17 protein-coding genes and 1 pseudogene are annotated in these 18965 nt (G+C 41.6%); 10 read left to right on the top strand and 8 right to left on the bottom strand.

Translation table 11 applies throughout. From position 1 onward, the window contains the following. The first annotated feature begins 34 nt into the window (after positions 1-34). From HWQ47_RS13725 to HWQ47_RS13700, 6 genes are read left to right on the top strand one after another with little or no spacing between them, the layout of a single operon-like run. Entirely contained in the window at positions 35-1045 is a 1011-nt protein-coding gene (locus HWQ47_RS13725) for an aldo/keto reductase (RefSeq protein ID WP_269971748.1), read from the top strand. Beyond that, entirely contained in the window at positions 1045-1908 is an 864-nt protein-coding gene (locus HWQ47_RS13720; protein ID WP_269966679.1) for an amidohydrolase family protein, read from the top strand. Before HWQ47_RS13725 ends, HWQ47_RS13720 begins: the two co-directional genes overlap by 1 nt. Beyond that, the gene (locus HWQ47_RS13715) at positions 1908-2684 is read left to right on the top strand and encodes an SDR family NAD(P)-dependent oxidoreductase (protein WP_269966678.1); all 777 of its coding nucleotides are present in this window, start codon (positions 1908-1910) and stop codon (positions 2682-2684) included. Before HWQ47_RS13720 ends, HWQ47_RS13715 begins: the two co-directional genes overlap by 1 nt. A 24-nt stretch (positions 2685-2708) precedes the next feature. Beyond that, positions 2709-4055 carry an L-fucose:H+ symporter permease gene (gene fucP / locus HWQ47_RS13710; protein WP_269966677.1) on the top strand — a complete coding sequence of 449 codons (1347 nt, stop codon included), beginning with the start codon at positions 2709-2711 and terminating at the stop codon, positions 4053-4055. Then, positions 4048-4410, top strand: coding sequence for an L-rhamnose mutarotase (locus HWQ47_RS13705; RefSeq protein WP_269966676.1), 363 nt, complete (start codon positions 4048-4050; stop codon positions 4408-4410). The genes fucP and HWQ47_RS13705 overlap by 8 nt, the downstream gene beginning before the upstream one ends. 16 nt (positions 4411-4426) lie before the next feature. Continuing rightward, positions 4427-5263: a fumarylacetoacetate hydrolase family protein gene (locus tag HWQ47_RS13700; RefSeq protein ID WP_269966675.1), complete on the top strand. Its 837-nt coding sequence runs from the start codon at positions 4427-4429 to the stop codon at positions 5261-5263. 116 nt (positions 5264-5379) lie between these two features. On the opposite strand, the gene HWQ47_RS13695 is transcribed toward HWQ47_RS13700, so the two are convergent. Further along, complete coding sequence (locus HWQ47_RS13695) at positions 5380-8604, bottom strand: efflux RND transporter permease subunit (protein WP_269966674.1); 3225 nt, start codon at positions 8602-8604, stop codon at positions 5380-5382. Positions 8605-8607: 3 nt separating this feature from the next. Further along, positions 8608-9795 (bottom strand): efflux RND transporter periplasmic adaptor subunit, encoded by a 1188-nt coding sequence (locus tag HWQ47_RS13690; protein ID WP_269966673.1) that lies wholly within the window; start codon positions 9793-9795, stop codon positions 8608-8610. Between the two features lie 451 nt (positions 9796-10246). Here HWQ47_RS13690 and HWQ47_RS13685 point away from each other — a divergent pair, with 451 nt between their 5' ends. Continuing rightward, entirely contained in the window at positions 10247-10621 is a 375-nt protein-coding gene (locus tag HWQ47_RS13685; RefSeq protein WP_269966672.1) for a cation transporter, read from the top strand. Here the strand turns inward: HWQ47_RS13685 and HWQ47_RS28090 are convergent, their stop codons facing one another. From HWQ47_RS28090 to HWQ47_RS13675, 3 genes are all read right to left on the bottom strand, one after another. After that, on the bottom strand, positions 10622-11206 hold the full coding sequence (locus HWQ47_RS28090; RefSeq protein WP_443020097.1) for a DUF4113 domain-containing protein: 585 nt from the start codon (positions 11204-11206) through the stop codon (positions 10622-10624). Next, positions 11148-11894 carry a Y-family DNA polymerase gene (locus HWQ47_RS28085; protein WP_443020096.1) on the bottom strand — a complete coding sequence of 249 codons (747 nt, stop codon included), beginning with the start codon at positions 11892-11894 and terminating at the stop codon, positions 11148-11150. Before HWQ47_RS28085 ends, HWQ47_RS28090 begins: the two co-directional genes overlap by 59 nt. A 101-nt stretch (positions 11895-11995) precedes the next feature. Continuing rightward, positions 11996-12409 (bottom strand): LexA family protein, encoded by a 414-nt coding sequence (locus HWQ47_RS13675; protein ID WP_269966671.1) that lies wholly within the window; start codon positions 12407-12409, stop codon positions 11996-11998. A gap of 182 nt (positions 12410-12591) precedes the next feature. On the opposite strand from HWQ47_RS13675, the gene HWQ47_RS13670 reads away from it, so the two are divergent. Continuing rightward, positions 12592-13512, top strand: a complete 921-nt coding sequence (locus HWQ47_RS13670) for a manganese-dependent inorganic pyrophosphatase (protein ID WP_269966670.1) — start codon at positions 12592-12594, stop codon at positions 13510-13512. A 168-nt stretch (positions 13513-13680) separates the two neighbouring features. Here the strand turns inward: HWQ47_RS13670 and HWQ47_RS13665 are convergent, their stop codons facing one another. Continuing rightward, the gene (locus HWQ47_RS13665; RefSeq protein ID WP_269966669.1) at positions 13681-16134 is read right to left on the bottom strand and encodes a Lon protease family protein; all 2454 of its coding nucleotides are present in this window, start codon (positions 16132-16134) and stop codon (positions 13681-13683) included. A 289-nt stretch (positions 16135-16423) separates the two neighbouring features. On the opposite strand from HWQ47_RS13665, the pseudogene HWQ47_RS13660 reads away from it, so the two are divergent. Then, a pseudogene (locus HWQ47_RS13660) lies at positions 16424-16741 on the top strand (SDR family NAD(P)-dependent oxidoreductase); the annotation flags it as partial. Between the two features lie 61 nt (positions 16742-16802). On the opposite strand, the gene HWQ47_RS13655 reads toward HWQ47_RS13660, so the two are convergent. Next, positions 16803-17273 carry an RES family NAD+ phosphorylase gene (locus HWQ47_RS13655; protein ID WP_269966668.1) on the bottom strand — a complete coding sequence of 157 codons (471 nt, stop codon included), beginning with the start codon at positions 17271-17273 and terminating at the stop codon, positions 16803-16805. Continuing rightward, positions 17270-17794, bottom strand: a complete 525-nt coding sequence (gene parS / locus HWQ47_RS13650) for a type II RES/Xre toxin-antitoxin system antitoxin (RefSeq protein WP_269966667.1) — start codon at positions 17792-17794, stop codon at positions 17270-17272. Before parS ends, HWQ47_RS13655 begins: the two co-directional genes overlap by 4 nt. Before the next feature lie 399 nt (positions 17795-18193). Here parS and HWQ47_RS13645 point away from each other — a divergent pair, with 399 nt between their 5' ends. After that, complete coding sequence (locus tag HWQ47_RS13645; RefSeq protein WP_269966666.1) at positions 18194-18871, top strand: LysE family translocator; 678 nt, start codon at positions 18194-18196, stop codon at positions 18869-18871. Positions 18872-18965 lie beyond the last annotated feature (94 nt).

Here is an 18965-nt window from a genome sequence, read left to right as displayed (position 1 = left end):
CATCATTTTAGAAGTGAATTGCAAATGAAAAAAAATAATCGCCAATACAAACCTATCGGTAAATGAGCTGGGCTTTGGTGCCGCAACACTTGGCAATCTATACCATAAAGTATCTGACTCAAATGCCCACAATGCACTTCGTAAGGCCTACGACTGCGGCATCAATATGTTTGATACCGCGCCATATTACGGTTTCGGGTTAAGTGAGCGCCGTGTTGGTGATGCTTTACGTGAATATGATGCAAATAATATCGTCTTATCAACAAAAGTTGGGCGGGTATTAAGACAATGTGACAAAGCTGAAGACAAATATGGGTTTTGCTCACCTATGCCATTTGAACCTATTTATGATTACTCCTATGACGGAATAATGCGTTCATTTGAAGATAGTATTCAACGACTTTGTGTGTCGAAAATAGATATTATTTACATGCATGATATTGGTGCTGTTGTGCACGGTGAGAAACACCAGCAATTATTTAAAATTGCGATGGAAGGTGGTTATAAAGCTATGGATGAGCTTCGTTCCCAAGGATTAGTCTCAGCTATTGGCCTTGGGGTTAATGAATATGAGGTGTGTGAACAAGCAATGGATTATGGCTATTTTAATTGTTTTTTGCTTGCAGGGCGTTACACCTTGTTAGAACAAGAAGCATTAAAGACATTTATGCCTCGCTGTATTAAAGACAATAGCTCCATTGTACTAGGAGGCCCTTATAACTCCGGTATATTAGCGACGGGGACGCGTAGAGAAGGCGTTATTCCACATTACAATTATGCTCCAGCCACCGAGAATATAATTAACAGAGTTAAGAAATTAGAAGCTGTCTGTGATTTATACAATGTACCGTTAGCGTCTGCGGCATTGCAGTTCCCATTGGCTCATCCATCAGTTGTCTGTGTCATACCTGGATTAAGCTCTGCAACTAGAGTTGAATCGACGGTCAAGGATATGAATTTTAATATTCCTGTAGATTTTTGGCTAGAACTACAAAATCGTCAATTGCTAGACTCTGATGCACCTGTTAGAGCGGAGAAAGCATAATGCTCCGGGTGGATTCTCATCAGCACTTCTGGCAATTGTCTAGAGGGGACTATCAATGGTTATCACCAGCCATGGGTATTCTATATCGTGATTATTTACCCGTAAATATAGAGCACCATTTACGCGAAAGCCATGTCGGTTATACCGTATTGGTTCAAGCCGCTGCTTCGTTAGAAGAAACTGAGTTCATGCTTACTTTAGCTGAAAATAATGAATTTATTACTGGTGTCGTTGGCTGGGTTGATCTGAATTCTCCTGCTGTTATTCAACACATGAAGCAGTTTAGCAGGAGTAAGTATTTTAAAGGCATTCGTCCGATGTTGCAGGATATCGCAGACCCAAATTGGATTTTAGATGACAGGTTCACTCCTGTTTTTGAATACCTTATAGAACATGATATGTGCTTCGACGCACTGGTGAATTCAACTCATCTTGATGCAATATTATTATTGTTGAAGCGATTTCCGGATTTAAATCTAGTGATTGATCATGCTGCAAAACCTCAAATCAGCCATGATTTCACGCGTCAATTACTCTGCTCCGATTGGTATAACAAAATGAGTGATATTGCGAATGAAACTAATGCGTTATGTGAAATTTCTGGTTTAGTCACTGAAGCTAGAATATCGAACAAACAGCCTATTCATTTTTCACAACTAAAACCTTATTTTGAAACTCTTTATGCACTTTTTGGCGCCGAGCGATTGATGTGGGGTAGTGATTGGCCTGTAGTGACCCTCGCAGCTGAGTTTAGTGAGTGGGTACAACTGTCCGATCAATTTATCAACACGTTAACCGAGGTTAATAAGTGTCAAATATGGTCTAAAAATGCAAATAATTTTTATAAACTTGGAATTAAATAATGAATAAGACATTTTTGGGGAGAACAGCATTAATTACCGGAGCAGGTAGTGGTATCGGACGCGAAACTGCACTGAGCATGTCACGAGAGGGCACTTTTATTATTGTTCTTGATTTAAATGAACTGCAGGCTCAAGAGACAGTTGAGTTGATCCATGTTGCTGGGGGAAATGCTCTCTTAAGTATTTGTGATATCGCTGATCATATTGAGACTAAGAGAGTGGTTGCTAATATTCTTAAACAACGGCCAATAGATATCTTAATTAACAATGCAGGGATTGGATATGTTGGCAGTTTGGAGCAGACATCTGAAGCCGATTTAGATCGACTTTATAACGTCAACGTAAAAGGCGTTTATAACATGATGCATGCTGTTATTAGCTCCATGAAAGAGAGGCAATATGGCATGATTGTTAACCTTGTTTCTATTGCATCATCAGTAGGTATTGCTGAACGTTTTGCCTATTCAATGACAAAAGGTGCAGTGTTAACGATGACGTATTCAGTCGCAAAGGATTATATTAATGAAGGCATTCGTTGCAACTGTATATCCCCAGCAAGAGTTCACACTCCTTTTGTGGATAATTTTATCGAAAAAAATTATCCACATAATCCACAAGAAATTTTCGATACGCTTTCTCAATCACAACCGATTGGTCGAATGGGGACTGTGGCCGAAATTGCAGCGTTAATCACCTATCTAAGTTCTGATGTATCCGCTTTCATTACAGGCTGTAATTTTCCGATAGATGGCGGATTTGTCACATTAAATAACTAAAACATACGTTGGTTTGGAGTTGCTATGGATATTAAAATGAATAGTTATATCTCAGAAAAACAACCTATTTTATCTGGGAACGTTGTCACTAGGCAATATCTTGTACCGTTCGTGTTGATCACATTTTGCTTCGCTCTATGGGGGTTTGCAAATGATATTACCAACCCAATGGTTGCAGCATTCCAAAAGATATTTATGACCGGTGCAACTGAAGCAACATGGATACAAGTTACCTTTTATGGCGGTTATGGTGCAATGGCGATACCCGCTGCACTTTTCATTCGTAAATATTCGTATAAAGCAGGAATATTAGTCGGTTTAGCATTATATGCTATCGGAGGTTTACTGTTTATTCCGGCGAGTGTTATTGGTGATTTTTTTCCTTTTCTTGTCGCTTACTTTGTTATTACATGTGGTCTTTTTTTTTTAGAAACGACAGCCAACCCGTATATTCTTTCAATGGGCAATCAAGAAACGGCCACAAGAAGACTTAACCTTGCACAGGCATTTAACCCAATAGGCTCATTGATTGGCATGTTTACCGCTTCTCAATTCATTCTTATCAACTTAGACGGTCGTGGTAAAACAGAAAGAGCATTAATGACAGTGGAAGAGTTTGATACTGTCAAACATGCTGATTTGTCCATTGTGAGCCAACCTTATATCTTTATTGGTTTAGTTATCTTGCTACTTTTTGTCTTCATTCTGATGTTTAAAATGCCTACTTCGCCAAAAACCGTCGATTCAGATATTAGTTTGAAAACGATATTTTCTAGATTGTTCAATAATAAACGATATCGAGAAGGTGTCATCGCCCAGATGTTTTATGTTGGCGCACAAATAATGTGTTGGACTTTTATTATTCATTATGGGACTGAGGTTTTTGTTGCTCAAGGGATGGCAGAGAAAGAAGCACAAATTGTTGCACAAGAGTTCAATATTATTGCAATGGCTATCTTTTGCTTAAGTAGATTTGTTTGTACTTTTTTACTTAAATACATCAGTGCAGGCAAATTACTTATGAGCCTTTCCTTTGCGGCAATAGTATTTACATTAGGGACTATTTTTATTGATGGCATATATGGACTTTACTGCTTAGTCGCTATTTCAGCTTGTATGTCTTTGATGTTTCCTACCATTTATGGCATTGCTTTAACCAATATTCATGGTGATGATGCAAAATTTGCAGCTGCAGGGCTAATTATGGCAATCGTTGGTGGTACCTTTCTCCCTATGATGCAGGCCATAATTATCGATCATTGGGTGAGTGACTTACTAACCGCTATTCAAGCTTCATTCTTCCTACCTCTGGTGTGTTTTATCCTTGTGTCTATTTTTGGGTACAGAACGATGAGGATACATCATGCTTAATCATCGCATAATTCGTCATTGTTTATTACTCGATCTGAAAGATGAACCAGCATTGATTGCGGAGTATAAAGCATACCATAAGGTTGGAAATGTCTGGCCGGATGTCATTCACTCTATTAAAAATTCCGGGATTATTAACATGGATATTTACTTGAGTGGCAATCGACTTTTTATGGTCATGGATGTTGATTCTCAATTTACATTTGAAGACAAAGTTCGCAATGACAAATTAAACAAGAGTGTTACTCAGTGGGAAGCACTGATGTCCAGGTTGCAACAAACTCTTCCATGGGCAAAACCAGGCCAACAATGGGTATTGATGGATAAAGTCTTTTCATTAGAAAAACATGTATAAGAGGTAAGAGATAAGTATGAAGCTGATTCGTTTTGGTCAATTTAAAAATGAAAAACCAGGTGTTGTAGATGATAGTGGGATAATAAGAGACGTTTCTGAATATGTTAATGATTTTGACTGTGCTTTTTTTGAATCAGGAGGCTTAGACAAACTAAAAGAATTGAATCTTAGCTCACTGCCTGAAGCCTCTGCGAATATAAGGATTGGTGCACCAGTTGCTCATGTGGGGAAAATGATTTGTGTCGGGCTTAATTATGCTGATCATGCAGCTGAATCAGGTATGGAAGTGCCATCAGAACCTGTGCTTTTTATGAAAGCAACCTCTTCAATAATCGGTCCTAATGATGATGTTATTCTCCCCCCTAACTCAACAAAAAGTGATTGGGAAGTTGAACTTGGGGTGGTTATTGGTAAAGAAGCTCGTTATGTATCTGAAAAAGATGCGATGGGTTATGTTGCCGACTTTTGTGTCATCAATGACTTATCTGAGCGTGGGTTTCAATTAGAAAAACAAGGGCAGTGGTGTAAAGGTAAAGGTTGCGATACATTTGGACCAATAGGTCCTTATTTGGTCACTAAGGATGAGATCGTAGATTTTGATAAACTTGGTATTTGGTTGAACGTAAATGGTGACAGCATGCAAAAAGGCAACACCAGCACCATGGTTTATAAAGTGCCATATTTAGTCCATTACATCAGTCAATTTATGAGCCTTCAGTCTGGTGACATTATTAGTACCGGTACTCCTCCAGGTGTAGGTCTAGGAATGAACCCTCCTAAGTATTTAACAAAAGGTGATGTGTTGACATTGGGTATTGATGGCTTGGGATTACAAAAGCAAACGGTAGTTTGAGATCACTCTTGGTTCATTAAGCTATAATTTTTATGGGCATATTACTAGTGCGTGTATAGATGAAAGCACCAATGCCGCTCGACTCTTGAGCTACATTGGTGCTGCCTTGTATAAGGTTATTTTATCAGTTCAGGTTGTAAGCTATTGTTGAGTGATTCATCAACACGTGATTTACTGCCAATCAGTTTTTTGATGTCCTCAATTGCTAGATACAAACAAGGTATTAGCATCAAGGTGACCACAGTAGCAAACAGTACGCCGAAGGCGAGGGAGGTGGCCATTGGGATCACCATTTGTGCCTGCATACTGGTTTCGGTCATGATGGGCATCAAACCAATAAAGGTTGTGAGAGATGTCAGCATGATAGCCCTAAAGCGTCGACAACCCGCCTCGAGCACAGCCGTCTTCATCACAATACCTGACTCTCTGGATTTATTAATGTAATCAACCATTACTAGTGAGTCATTCACCACCACTCCGGCAGCAGCGATAATACCGAATAAAGATAAAGCACTGAGATCGATACCCATGATCATATGGCCCAATACTGAGCCTATAACACCAAATGGGATCACCGCCATTATCATCACGGGTTGAGAGTATGACTTAAGCGGAATGGCAAGCAGGCTATAGATGATCAATAGCGAGATAACGAAATCTCTTAACTGAGTCTTAGCGCTGTCCATCTGCTCCTGAATATTGCCAGAAACCTCACTCTTCACTTTCGGGTATTTGTTCAATAACTGAGGCATGAAGTTATCGCGAATATCTTCAGCGAGTTTAAAGGGCTCAGCTTGATCGGCATCGACCGAGGCCCAGACGTTAATGGTACGGTTACCATTTTCACGGCGAATACCATTCACACCTTGAGTGACAGTGATGTTAGCGACCTCTGATAGTGGTACTTCGGCGCCTTGTGGGGTAACAATCAGCACATCAGAGACTTGTGCTATCGAGTTTCGTTGAGACTCAGGGTATCTGAGCATCACTTTAATCTCTTCACCATTTCTCAAAATACGTTGTGCCTCAAGCCCGTAGAAGCTATTACCGACTTGAGAGGCAATGTCGGCTAAGGTTAACCCTAAACCATAAGCTTGTGGTTTAAGCTTAAACTGTACTTCTTTGGCACTGGACTGGCGGCTATCGTTGACATCCCCTACACCTTTAAGGCTGTTAAGCTTCGCTTTTAATTCATTTGATGCGGCAATAAGTTGCTTTTCGTCCTTACCTTCTAATCTGAAGCTGATATCCCCATCATCACGGCCGCCACCAAAGAGGTTATCTCTAACTTCGAATGATTTCATTCCCGGGATTAAGGGCATAGCCTGACGCCAAAGCTCTGCCAATGCGAAAGTATCAAGAGGTCTAATCTCTGGATCCACCAGCTTGGTCATTACTTTCGCCGAGGTACGGCCTTCGAGATCGACTTGCATATCTGAAACCATACCTTGGCCATATTGTTGTTCGAGCTTTTTATCCACATCATATACTGCTTTCTCGATAGCAAGAGCTGCAGCAAGCGTAGCTTTTTCTGAAGCATCAACATTCATTTCGAAGGAGATACGCGGGAAATCATGGGGGATTTTAGGTTGACCGATATAGCGAATCATCCCCCCCACATAAAGGCCTGCACAGATAAGCATAAAGCTGATGAAAACCATGATGGTGGTATAACGATACTCTACGGCTTTAGTCAGTGCTGGACGATAGATATTCAGAATGAAATATTTAAGTCCAGTATCAACTCTATCTTGAACAAAGTTCACTCCATTTCGGAGCCAATCTAAGGGATTCCTTGAACCGGGTTTGACGATGGTTTTTTGCTTCATTCTAGCCAAGTGCGCAGGCAGGATGAGTTTTGACTCAACCAAAGAGAAGATAAGGCATAAAATCACAATGTAGCCTATCGCTTTACCAAAGGCGGAGGAGGGGCCATCATCCATTGTCAGTGGTAGAAATGCAGCGATGGTGGTGAGTACACCAAAGGTTGCTGGCATGGCGACGCGCTTTACGCCTCGTATGACATTATCTAGGCTTTGGCCATTTTTATCGCATTCGTTATGGGCGCTTTCTCCCATAACTATCGCGTCATCGACCACGATACCCAGTACTAAAATAAAGGCAAATAAGCTGATCACATTCACGGTGACATCAATCATCGACATTGGCATAAATAACAGTGCACCAAGAAAACAAACTGGTAAGCCCATCATGACCCAAAATGCTAAGCGAACGCGCAGAAAGAGTGCCAACATGAAAAAAACTAAAATGGCACCAGTTTTCATGCTGTCTAACATGAGATCTAGACGACCTTCTAGGTAGTAGGTCATGTCAACCCAAGTCTCAAGCTTTAGCCCTTCAGGTAACACGTCTTGTTTTTTAGCAACGTACTCTTTAACGATATCGGCAACATCTGTCATGCTTTGATCGTTTGCTGCACCGATAAAGAAGGTTACTGAGTTTTTACCGTTAAATTTAGAGTATTGAATGCCCTCTTGAAAACCATCAATCACAGTCGCAATATCACCTAACAGCACATTGGTGCCATCTTCGAGCGTGATTAAAGGCAGGTTTTCAAACTCATAACCGACGTAAGCCTGATTTTGAACTCGCAAATTAATGTAACCGTTCTCTGCACGGATTTGACCAGCTGACATGTTACGTGAAAAGCCGCGCACAGCTTTGGCAACATCATTAAAGCTAAGCCCAAACTCTCGCAATCTGTCTTTGCTGACCTCAATAGCAATCTCATAATCCAGGCCGCCATAGAAATCGGTGATATTAACAAGAGGAAGCTGCATTAACTCATCGTGGATTTTTTCACCTAACTCTTTAAGCTGCCTTGGGGTCATATCACCATAAAGGCTCATATAGAGCACTTCTTGACGTAGTTTTATTCGTTCAACTTTAGGCCGTTCCATGCCATCAGGGAAGCTGGAGATGGAATCGATTTCTGATTTGATCTCATCGAGCACCACTTGTGGGTCGTAGGAGTCTTCTATTCGAAAAAAACCTGATGCTGAATTTCGGTTAGAGTAGGTGATCACCCGTTTAAGACCTTGAACACTCTCAAGTGCTTCTTCGACCTTAATCGTGATCCCCTCTTCGACTTCCTGTGGTGCTGCGCCTGGGTAGAAGGCATTAAACTCGACCCAATTGATCTCTATCTGAGGGAAAAATTGTTTACGTATGGTATCGGCTGTGAGTAGTCCACCTAGGATAATGATGAGCATTAATAGGTTTGCCGCAACACTATTGCGGGCAAACCAAGCTATGATCCCCGAGTTTACGTCCTCTTGTGGTAATTTTGATGTTTGGCTTTTATTGGTTGGCTCAGACATCGATTACTCCTCTTCCATGGCGAGCTGAGTTTCACTCTCTTGGGTGTCATCATGTTGAAGTATTTTATCTTCTGGAAGCGCGAGCTGCATACCTTCAATGGGGTAATCGAGTGCCGATGTTATGACCTTCATTCCTGGCTCTAATCCTTCTGAAATCACGACTTCAGCGCCAAATTGACGGATCACATTGACGGGTTTGTACCTAAGTTTCTTATCTTCATCTAATATTGCAATGGTGCCGTTGATGACTAAATGTCTAGGTAAAACGGTCACATTACCTGCGTTGTTACCGGCAATATTGGCGGTAACATAAGTGCCATATCGTAATTCATTTTTATCGGTTTTAAGGCCATAAGGGTCAATAACCTCAGCCACTAAATAAGTCATACGACTGCGACTGTCGATAACCCCCTCGCTGCGAACAATTTTACCAAACCACTGCTGTTTTTTGCCTCCAAAATCGGCAATGAGTTCAACATTGGCGTCTTTGCCTTTATTGCTCAGGTATTGGATCTCTTTATCAGCCAAAGGCAAGCGGATCTCGGCTTCAGCGGTACTTAACAGTTTGCCTACAACGGTGGCTTGGCTAACGTAGGAGCCTAATCCAATGTTTCTGCTTTCAATCAAAGCATCAAAAGGGGCCTTAATGATGGTGCGCTCTACATTACGCAGCGCACGCTTTAATCCTGCTTCAGAGGAGTTGAGTTTAGCAATTTCATGGGCCAATTGTGGTTTACGTAGGCTTAACTCTGTCGGTACGCCATCTTTAATGCGCTTCCACTCCTCTTCAGCGACTTTACCAAAGGCTCTCTCCTGAACTAAGGCCGCGCGGGCTGATGCTAAACTGGCCTCTGCATCGATAAGATCTGCGTCATAATCACTGGGATCGATTTTTGCTAGAATATCGCCTTTTTTTACGAATCCACCACGAACAAAGGTATTTGATAAGAATACAATCTCACCATAGACTTGAGAAACCAGCTCAGTTTCATATTTGGCTTTGACGACACCATATGAACCGACGGAGAAGATCATGGGCTTCATTTCAATCTTTTTTATTGCAACGAGTGGCGTATTATCAACTTCAGCTTTCTCTTCTGGTGGTTTTTTCATTACAGAAAGAGCTGCGAATCCACCTAGCCCTACAAGTAATACGGCAATAGGGAGAATTATTTGTTTTTTGGTAGCCACACACACTTCCTCTTGTTGAATCTAGGATTTTATAATTATGGTAAATTTATTAGGTACAATAAATGTCTTAGTTTTATTTGGCTAAAGAGTTTCCTTTTAGTTATGTTAAATGATCTGAGTGAATGTTACCCACTCATTGTGTAAAAATATATGTCGCTTACTTCATAAAATAGATTCAGAAAACTAACAGGTGACTATTTGATACATAGGTATTTTTTATTTTATGAGTGCAGAAAGTGGGTTTAAAAGGAATATGTTAATGTCATGGATTCACTTACCCATATCTCGTGTTATTGATCTGTGTCAATACGCACCTATTTGGGTGTGGCTTTGTGTTCTTTATGTGAATGATTGCTGGCATTATGAAGGTAGAGACAAGCGTTTGCTTCTGTTCAATTTGAATTGATAGCAGCTAAACAACATGAGTGATAGCCGACGATTAAGGATAAAAATGAATGATTTAGAGCATAGGCCCGGTGTTAAAGAGATTAATTTAGTCAACAGACATTTAAAGTTGCAAGGTGTTACAGAAGAGAATAAAGAAGCCATTATCACAAAGATTGACACCTTAATAGGTATTGAGAGTGTCTCTTTTGATGAACTGACGGCGACACTGAATATGGCTTATGATGCCACCCATTGCGATTTAAAGGGGATAGAAACTCTGTTGCAAGCCCATGGCGCAGATACGTCTGATGGTCTGTGGACTAAAATAAAAGAGGGGTATTACAAGTTTGTCGACCAGAACATTAAAGATAATGATGAGCATGAGCCCCATTGCTGTAATGCTATGCCCAAGGCATTGCCGGGGAGTCGAAAACGTTAGTCAATTGCATTGAATTTTAGGCAGATCATTCCAGCAGGTGGTGTACTGAGGGCTCAGGTATTGACGCTTCATACTCCACTTAGGACTGATCCCTTGTGCGGCCATAAATAAGGAGTCAGAGCCGTATCTTTGATTTACAGCATCGTATACTTTCATCAAGGCAGGGTTTGTGTGAGGCTCAAATAGATCATGCTGTCGCTGTGTCTCATTGACTAAGTCGATGAGTCCAATTCCAATCTTGTAATAATGCACTCCTAGACGAAATTTCTCTGCGGCAACTCGATTAACCACTCGAGTGATGTCTCCCGTGTTATTGGTGGGATAGGCGAAACGTTGAGTGTGTTTAAATCCGCTTGGATGAGCATCGAAAGGGGAGTTTGAGGCAAAAATAGTCAGCACTGAACATAACGTTCCTTGGGCTCTTGCTTTGCTGGTGGCAATCCCCACGTGTTTACTTAAGGCTTGCTGTAGCGAGTCTAGATCTGTGATCCTATTACCCACACTGCGGGTTGAGAAGATCTGCTGTTTATCGGCACGGACTTGATCCCACCCTTTGCAGCTCCCACCCTTTGCAGCTCTCACCATTGAGCTCTCGAATTGTTCGCTCTACTTCAATATTAAACTTTTTTCTAGCAATGGCAGATTTCATCTGTGACAATGCATAAGCTGTTTTAATTCCCATAATATCTAGTCGCTTAGCAAGACGACGTCCAATACCCCATACCTCAACTGGCATCATCTTAAGTAAGATCTCTTTTCTTTGGTTACTATTATCGATCACACATACGCCGTGATACCCCTGATGTTTTTTAGCGGCATGGTTGGCAACCTTAGCTAATGTGAGTGTGGATCCCATTCCTACGCAGACGGGCAAGCGAGTCTCTTTCCACACGGTACGTCTCAGTTTATGTCCATGCTTGATTAAACAGGGAATAGCGGGATAACAATGCTCAAATGAAAGGAAGGACTCATCGATACTGTAAATATGTTGCTCAGGAGCAAATCTGCCTATGACCTCCATCATACTGGCAGAGAGGGAGGCATATAATTCATAGTTGGAACTAAGGGCGATAATACCTAACTGTTCACATTGAGTCTTTATCTTAAAATAGGGTTCAAATTTAGGAATACCTGATTCGAGGGCCAAACGGTTAGCCGACACAATCATGCCATCATTGTTGGAGAGCACAATAATGGGACGTCCTCTCCATTCTGGCCGAAATACTTGTTCTGCGCTGCAATAAAAGGCGTTAGCATCAACGAGTGCAAACATAGTGAGATATTCGCTTAACGGAGAAATAGAGAGAAATAAAAAGGAGTAGCCAGTGGTGGAAGTGATGTAGCATCAATATTTTTAATGGGAATTCTCATCATTTAACGCCTACATTTTGTTAGTAAGTGACTTGGGCGGTGACAGCGTACAGACCTAACTACAACACCTTCAATGGTAAATTGATCGTACTCATGGATGGTGACTGCTTGATGGTCTTCATTGGCTGATAGCAATAGTCTTCTTTTGATATCAATAATTTTGCAGACAAAACACCCGTTATAATTTGCAACAATGACATCTTGATCCATCATAGTGATATGCCTGTCCACAATCAAAATATCACCATCAAAAATCCCTACGTTTTGCATCGAACTGCCACTAGCTTGGGCAATAAAGGTTGCACTTGGATGTTCTATTAGCAGTTCGTCTAAACTTAAACCGAGTTGCTTATAGTCCGCTGCAGGACTTTCGAAGCCGGTGAGCCCGGCGCAGGCTGAGATAGAGATCAATTTCATGAGTAGTATTTCTATCAGTTACTGTATAAGTATACAGTTGTAGTGTAGCAGTAATCTTTATACTGGCAATCTTTTTCAATTATCTAGGTCAAATAGAGTCCCAAGTGATGACTTAGTTTAGTTAATCGTTTTTCAAATCAAATGAATTTGGTAGAATAAGGGGAATAATAGGAGAGTTATCAATGTCAGTTTATGTTGTGGGCCATAAGATCCCAGATTCAGATTCAATTTGTGGTGCAATTGCACTTGCTTACCTGAGAAATCAGATCGGTGAGGCATCGACTGCGGCTCGTTTAGGTGAACTATCGCCTGAAACAGCGTTTATTTTAGGAAAATTTGGCTTCGAAGCGCCAGAGTTTAAAACAAGCTATGCCGGTGAAGAGGTGTTTATTGTCGATCACTCTGAGTTAACTCAAGCACCGGATGATATTGCCGAAGCAACGATAGTCGGTATTGTTGATCACCATAAATTGGGTGACTTGACCACATCGACGCCACTTGAGTGTTGGATCCGCCCTGTTGGCTGTAGTAATACCATTATCAAAATGATGTATGACTTTCACAATGTGGCCATCCCTAAAGATATCGCTGGCATTATGATGTGTGCGATCTTAAGTGACACAGTGATCTTCAAATCTCCAACTTGTACCACTGCCGATATCAAGTGTGTTGAAGCTTTGGCTGATATAGCAGGTATCGAAGACTTTAAAGAACTTGGCATGGACATGTTCAAGGTTAAGTCTGCTGTTGAAGGCACACCAGCTCGCGATCTTGTTATGCGTGACTTTAAAGATTTCAACATGAATGGCAATAAAATAGGTATAGGTCAACTTGAAGTGATCGACCTGTCTGTATTTGATGAAATCAAAGCCGAACTTGCAGCTGATATCATTGCATTAAAAGCCGAAGGCGGGCACCACAGTGTCATTTTACTGCTCACAGATATCATGAAAGAGGGTTCGGAGCTATTGGTCATCACCGATGATGCAGACCTAATTGAACGTGCTTATGGCGTAGTATGTGAGAATGACAGAGTGTGGCTTGACGGTGTATTGAGCCGTAAAAAGCAGATCGTGCCTCAGTTGCAAGATGCGCTAGCGTAAATTTAAACGCTAAAACTTAAATGTTAATAGGAAGGCCGAAACAGTACTGTTTCGGCCTTTTTTGTTTCAATGCTTACACTCTTCAAGTTGTGAAGGCTTGTCTAAACGCAACAGGTTTAAACGAGGGTTAGGTTCATACCAAAGATACAAAGATACAAAGAAATTCTATTAATGCTTACACTCTTCAAGTTGCGAAGGCTTGTCTAAACGTAACAGATTTAAACGAGATTGCGCCATACCAAAGATTGAATCACTTGGGTGATCTACCTGAGCGATGTTCATTTCGCCATTAATATTCGGATTCATACTAGAGTTAAGTCCGGCACTGAACCCCGTTAATATTTCAATGGCTTGGGTAACATGTTCGATAGCCCAAATGTTGAACTGACCTTTCTTTACCGCGTCGACAATGTCGCTGCGAAGCATGAGGTTCTGTACATTTGATTTAGGAATGATAACACCTTGAGTCGATGTACGTCCCTTGATGGTACATACGTCGAAGAAACCTTCGATCTTCTCGTTGACGCCACCAATAGGCTGAGCTTCACCGAGCTGATTCATGGAGCCTGTAATAGCCACATCTTGCCTGATTGGCAGTTCGGAGAACGCTGACATTATCGCGCACAACTCAGCCATCGTCGCACTGTCACCATCAACACCGCCATAGGATTGTTCAAAGGTGATATGGGTCGTCAGTGGGATTTTAGCAGTTTTGCCCAATATTGATGCAAGGTAAGCCGATAGAATCATCACGCCTTTAGAGTGTAAACTGCCCCCTAAATCGACCTTACGTTCTATATCAAACACTTTGCCTTCACCAAATGCTGTCGTTGCTGTGATGCGATTAGGAGCGCCAAATTGATGATTTGAGGTGCTAATGACCGAGAGCGCGTTGACTTGACCTACCACATGATCTTGAGTGCTGATCAAGGTGGTGCCATTGATAAAACTCTGCATGACATTGTCTTTTAGACGGCACACACGCAACTCATGATTATGCAGAGCCAGTTCTACGTGGCTGGCGCGGATCATATTGGCATTCGCTGCTCGCGCACAATAATTAGACTCTCGCAGCAGATTCGCGATATCGGCAGAGTGCAAAGAGAGTTTATTCTGGTCGTCAGCTTGACGAGAACTGAACTCGATGATCCGCTTTATGGCATTCCTGTCGCAATGCAGCATTTTATTGTCGTGCACGATGCTCGAGATAAATTGTGCATATTGTGCCTCAGATTTATCTGTTCTTGGCATCTCATCTTCAAAGTCAGCAGTGACACGAAATAGCTCACCGAATTCTGGATCGTAATGTTGAAGCAGTTGATAGGTCTGATAATCACCAAATAGAATGATCTTCACATCTAGAGGGATCGCTTCAGGATCGAGAGAAATGGTACCTGATAGTGTAACCTCCCTCTCCAGAGAGCTTAAACTGAGTTTGCGAGAGCGTAGGGCGCGTTTAAGTCCGTCCCATACATAGGGTTGCTCAAGCACTTTAGCCGCATCAATCATTAACACGCCACCATTGGCCCTATGCAAGCTACCTGGGCGGATCAGTGAAAAATCAGAAAATATAGTGCCCTTGAATGTCGCATTCTCAATGTAGCCAAAGATGCTGTGATAATTAGGCGTCTCTTCAATCACAATAGGCATTTTGCCTGCTTCTTGATGAATGAGCACATTAACTTGATAACGACGGGGCATCTTTTTATCTAATGAAGCATAAGAGAGCGCCAGTTGCTCCTCATTCTCTTCAAGAAAAAGATCTAAGTTATCTAAAATATCCTTGTGCATGTCGCAAAGGTAGTTCTTCATCACAGGAATGTTGCCGTACTTCTCTTTTAACTTATCAGTTAGGTGAGATAGTACATCCTTCGCTACCACTTCATCTTGCTTCTGTTGCTTATCGGTATATTCCTCTTCCCAGACGGTGAATTTTCTGACAATAACGCGAAGCTTAGATTCAAGATCTGTGATACTTATTTCGAGCTTGTCTTGGGCTTTACGGGAGAGTAATGAAAAGCTCTCTTCGGTATGAGCTTCTTCCCCATCCATGGCAATAAGCTCATAACTACCCTGAGGCGTGATGGTCAAGCTGATGCTGGATTCCTTGGCCTCATTAGTCAGGCCAATAAGAGCAGACTCTTGCTTACCCGCTAACAAGCCCTTTAATTTCTCGGCGCGTGAATAGTACATCTCATTGTCAAAGGCCAGTGGCAGAGCCTTAACCAAACGAACAATGAGTTTCTCAACATCTTTTTTAAATTCACTGCCCATTCCAGCAGGTACCTTAAGCACTTTAGGTGTACGAGCTTCATCAAAATTACTGACGTAACACCAATCAAAAAGTGTATCTCCGTGGACATTTGGGTCGTGGCGATTGAGGTAGCGCATCACCATCGTGCGCTTACCTAGACCATTTCGGCCAATAGCATAGATGTTGTAGCCCTTGTCTTTCATTGACATGGCAAACTCAACAGCTTGTTGGGCTCGTTCCTGACCAACGATCTCATCGAGAGGCGTTAAGTGTTTAGTTGATTTACATTCAGGCCCAAGGTTAGTGAGTGTAGATTCACGGTAAAGCTGGTCACTGCTTAGAGGGATAATAATCGGGAGTGTAGGCATAGGAAGAACCTCATATATGACTCTTGATACTTTCAGTGTAGGCATGAAGATTTTAAATTTCAGTAGTTTATTTCAATTGTTAACAAATTTATGATGATTTAGGTGTTAACTGCTTACTTTGTAAACAGCAATGGCGATGAAAGGTTAAATTCGATATATACCCAAGCCATTTGAAAATGCTAGCCTCATTGGGAATTAAATTAACTTGCTGCTCCCTTTGATGATTTTTCATTTAAGGTCAATATGATAGTTATCACCGGAGCGTGCAGTGGTTTAGGCGCAGCTCTTGCAAATTTATACTGTGGTTATGGTGATGTCGACAGCGGCATTAATGGCCAAAGGCGGTGAATCCACATATTGTACGGCAAAATGGGCAGTTCGCGGTTTAGTTGAATCGGTCAGGTTAGAGTTGAAATCGATTCAACGCCCGATGAAGATTATCAGTGTCTACCCAGGAGGCATGGCAACACCATTTTGGATAGTGAGTGGTAAACCCATTGATACATCAAGCTTTATGACGGTTACAGAGGCTACCTTAATGTTAAAGCAAGCGCTTGTAGCTACTGAACATGGTTATGTGTCAGAGCTCACTATTACCAGAGGATAAAGAGGGTTTTATCGATGATATTTTTTGTAATGAAAAATATTGATATTAATTGAGCTGGTGATTAACTTTGGGCCAATAAACGGCTATCCATGGAGAATTCGAGTTCGACTATGCTATCTAACAGTGGTGAAAAGCTAGGGTGTCTGGTGTTGACTAGATAATTACTCTCTCTAGTGACGATACTCGAAGGTACACACAGCGCTAGACTGCTTTGACTGCTAAGCCATTCATCTCCTAGATCCGCAGTCTCTGATGGTGCGGGATCTTCTTGCCAGTTTTCTGGTAGAGCTTGAGTTTCCAGTAACATCATATCTTTTTTATTTATGGAGACTGAAAACAGGGAGTAATGGTTGATCTGTTGCGCGTTATCTAAGTGAACTAGCACTTCCAAGATAGCCAAAGACTCAGATCCTGCTAGATAGATACATGATTGACCACGGCTGTTCCAACGACCGCCGTAAAGCCGCGCACCTTCACCATCAAAGGCGTTAGATGCCCATTTTTTCTTGACGATTCGATAGCCAGTGATCACGCAAATACACCGTGTTCTAATCGGCCTATGAGATTCAATACCGCTTCAGTTTCAGCTGAAGTAGATAACATCTCAATAGGGCATTTATCACCAAGCCCGCGTACTGGGTTCTTTAGCCATTTGGATGCATCATTACTGCTTCCTTCAAACAGATCGAGTGCCGATTTGTACACCTCGGCGAATCGATAGAGACGATCGCTTTCATCTTTATTGAACTTGCCCGCCTTAGCCCTGCGCTGTAACGTCGCACTGGCGATGACAGTAGCATTGGCGAGCTCTGATTTTTCAAGTCCAGAGATCTTGGCTAATTTGGCATAAACCTCGAAAGGTAGCCCATTATGTAAGGCTGCATATAAGCTTGCCCCACGGGCGGGTACGCCAACCAATTGCCAAAAACTCATGACCTTGTTTGCCGATTTTGTCGGGGTAAACACGTTCATCGTTGTCATCGCTACAGCCCTCATCAATAGTGCCCTTATCAGTAACAATAAGTGCTCTTTTGCCCAGTTTACTGATGACATTGAAAAACAACTCCAATATCATTTGATAGTATAAGTATATATCACTTGATAACCAAGTGATACTTAATCGCTGAACTATGGCAAGTGAAGATTGAATAGGGAGCATCTTTTTGTCTGATAATGGGGACAACTTGACGTAAAAATGCCTTATAGCTTGTTCTGGCATCGAGACTTAGTTAATCTTGTCATGTCCTTTTCTTTAATTAATAAGATACTCCATGACTAAGTGCACAACTTGTATAAGAGCTAATCGCTGCCCTCCACGCTGTTAATTCAGATAGCTAGCACATCACAAGTTACCTCTTATATCTAAGGTTCAGCTATAGCATAGCTGCTTAGTGACAAGAGCTTGCACAAAATTAATATTGAAGATGCATGCCGTCTTCTAATGGAATTGTCATGAATATCGATACAATCATTCTGTTCGTGGGGATCGTATTCCTCATTGCCATAATACCTGGCCCAAATGCCTTACTCGTTCTGTTTACTGCACTGACTAAAAGTCGGTTGCAGGCCTTTAGTAATATCGCAGGAGTGAGTAGTGGTTTTATCGCCCATGCGTTTATCTCGGCGCAAGGATTAAACTTGTTACTTACCCAATCAGTATTTGCTTTTACTCTGCTTAAATGGCTAGGCGTTGCCTATCTAGTTTGGTTAGGTATTACCAATATTCGTGCGGGTTTGAAAACCAAAATGGTAAATATGCTAACCATGCACAGTGATAATCAAGTCGGTGAGAACTCTGAAGCGGACACATGGGAAAACTGTAATAAGGGAGAAGGAGTCGCCAACAACTTTATCAAAGGTTTTCTGACGAATATGCTCAATCCTAAAATAGTGCTGTTTTACTTGTCTATATTCCCACAGTTTGTCTCACCTCAAACGGTGTTTGCCGACAGTATGTTGCTGGGAATGACTCAAGCTATTGTGGTCTCCTCTTGGTTTCTGGTGGTTATCCTACTTGCTGAGCAGTTTAAGGCCATTCTCACTAATGCAAAAACCGCTAGGTGGATAAATTATGCCGTTGGCAGTATCTTTCTTGGTTTTGGGCTTAAGTTAGCGACAGCTAAGCTTTAAAAAAAGTAGAGCCTGGTTAAGCTTTAAATGAGGTAAATAAAGAGCCATGTCGGTCATGGCTCTTTTATATTGGACTTAGCGAGGTTAACTGCAA

Origin of the sequence: Shewanella sp. MTB7 (assembly GCF_027571385.1) — a bacterium.
GTDB lineage: Bacteria > Pseudomonadota > Gammaproteobacteria > Enterobacterales > Shewanellaceae > Shewanella.
This window is presented reverse-complemented; position numbering and strand designations above follow the sequence as displayed.

Bases quoted from the DNA above. Each gene is read 5' to 3' on its own strand.
- parS (WP_269966667.1), bottom strand. From the start codon at position 17,794: ATGTCATCAGTAAACTGGGCAAAAGAGCACTTATTGTTACTGATAAGG.
- HWQ47_RS28085 (WP_443020096.1), bottom strand. From the start codon at position 11,894: ATGTTTGCACTCGTTGATGCTAACGCCTTTTATTGCAGCGCAGAACAA.
- HWQ47_RS13705 (WP_269966676.1), top strand. From the start codon at position 4,048: ATGCTTAATCATCGCATAATTCGTCATTGTTTATTACTCGATCTGAAA.
- HWQ47_RS13670 (WP_269966670.1), top strand. From the start codon at position 12,592: ATGTCAGTTTATGTTGTGGGCCATAAGATCCCAGATTCAGATTCAATT.
- HWQ47_RS13720 (WP_269966679.1), top strand. From the start codon at position 1,045: ATGCTCCGGGTGGATTCTCATCAGCACTTCTGGCAATTGTCTAGAGGG.
- HWQ47_RS13695 (WP_269966674.1), bottom strand. From the start codon at position 8,604: ATGTCTGAGCCAACCAATAAAAGCCAAACATCAAAATTACCACAAGAG.
- HWQ47_RS13685 (WP_269966672.1), top strand. From the start codon at position 10,247: ATGAATGATTTAGAGCATAGGCCCGGTGTTAAAGAGATTAATTTAGTC.
- HWQ47_RS28090 (WP_443020097.1), bottom strand. From the start codon at position 11,206: ATGGTGAGAGCTGCAAAGGGTGGGAGCTGCAAAGGGTGGGATCAAGTC.
- fucP (WP_269966677.1), top strand. From the start codon at position 2,709: ATGGATATTAAAATGAATAGTTATATCTCAGAAAAACAACCTATTTTA.
- HWQ47_RS13700 (WP_269966675.1), top strand. From the start codon at position 4,427: ATGAAGCTGATTCGTTTTGGTCAATTTAAAAATGAAAAACCAGGTGTT.
- HWQ47_RS13665 (WP_269966669.1), bottom strand. From the start codon at position 16,134: ATGCCTACACTCCCGATTATTATCCCTCTAAGCAGTGACCAGCTTTAC.
- HWQ47_RS13715 (WP_269966678.1), top strand. From the start codon at position 1,908: ATGAATAAGACATTTTTGGGGAGAACAGCATTAATTACCGGAGCAGGT.
- HWQ47_RS13675 (WP_269966671.1), bottom strand. From the start codon at position 12,409: ATGAAATTGATCTCTATCTCAGCCTGCGCCGGGCTCACCGGCTTCGAA.
- HWQ47_RS13645 (WP_269966666.1), top strand. From the start codon at position 18,194: ATGAATATCGATACAATCATTCTGTTCGTGGGGATCGTATTCCTCATT.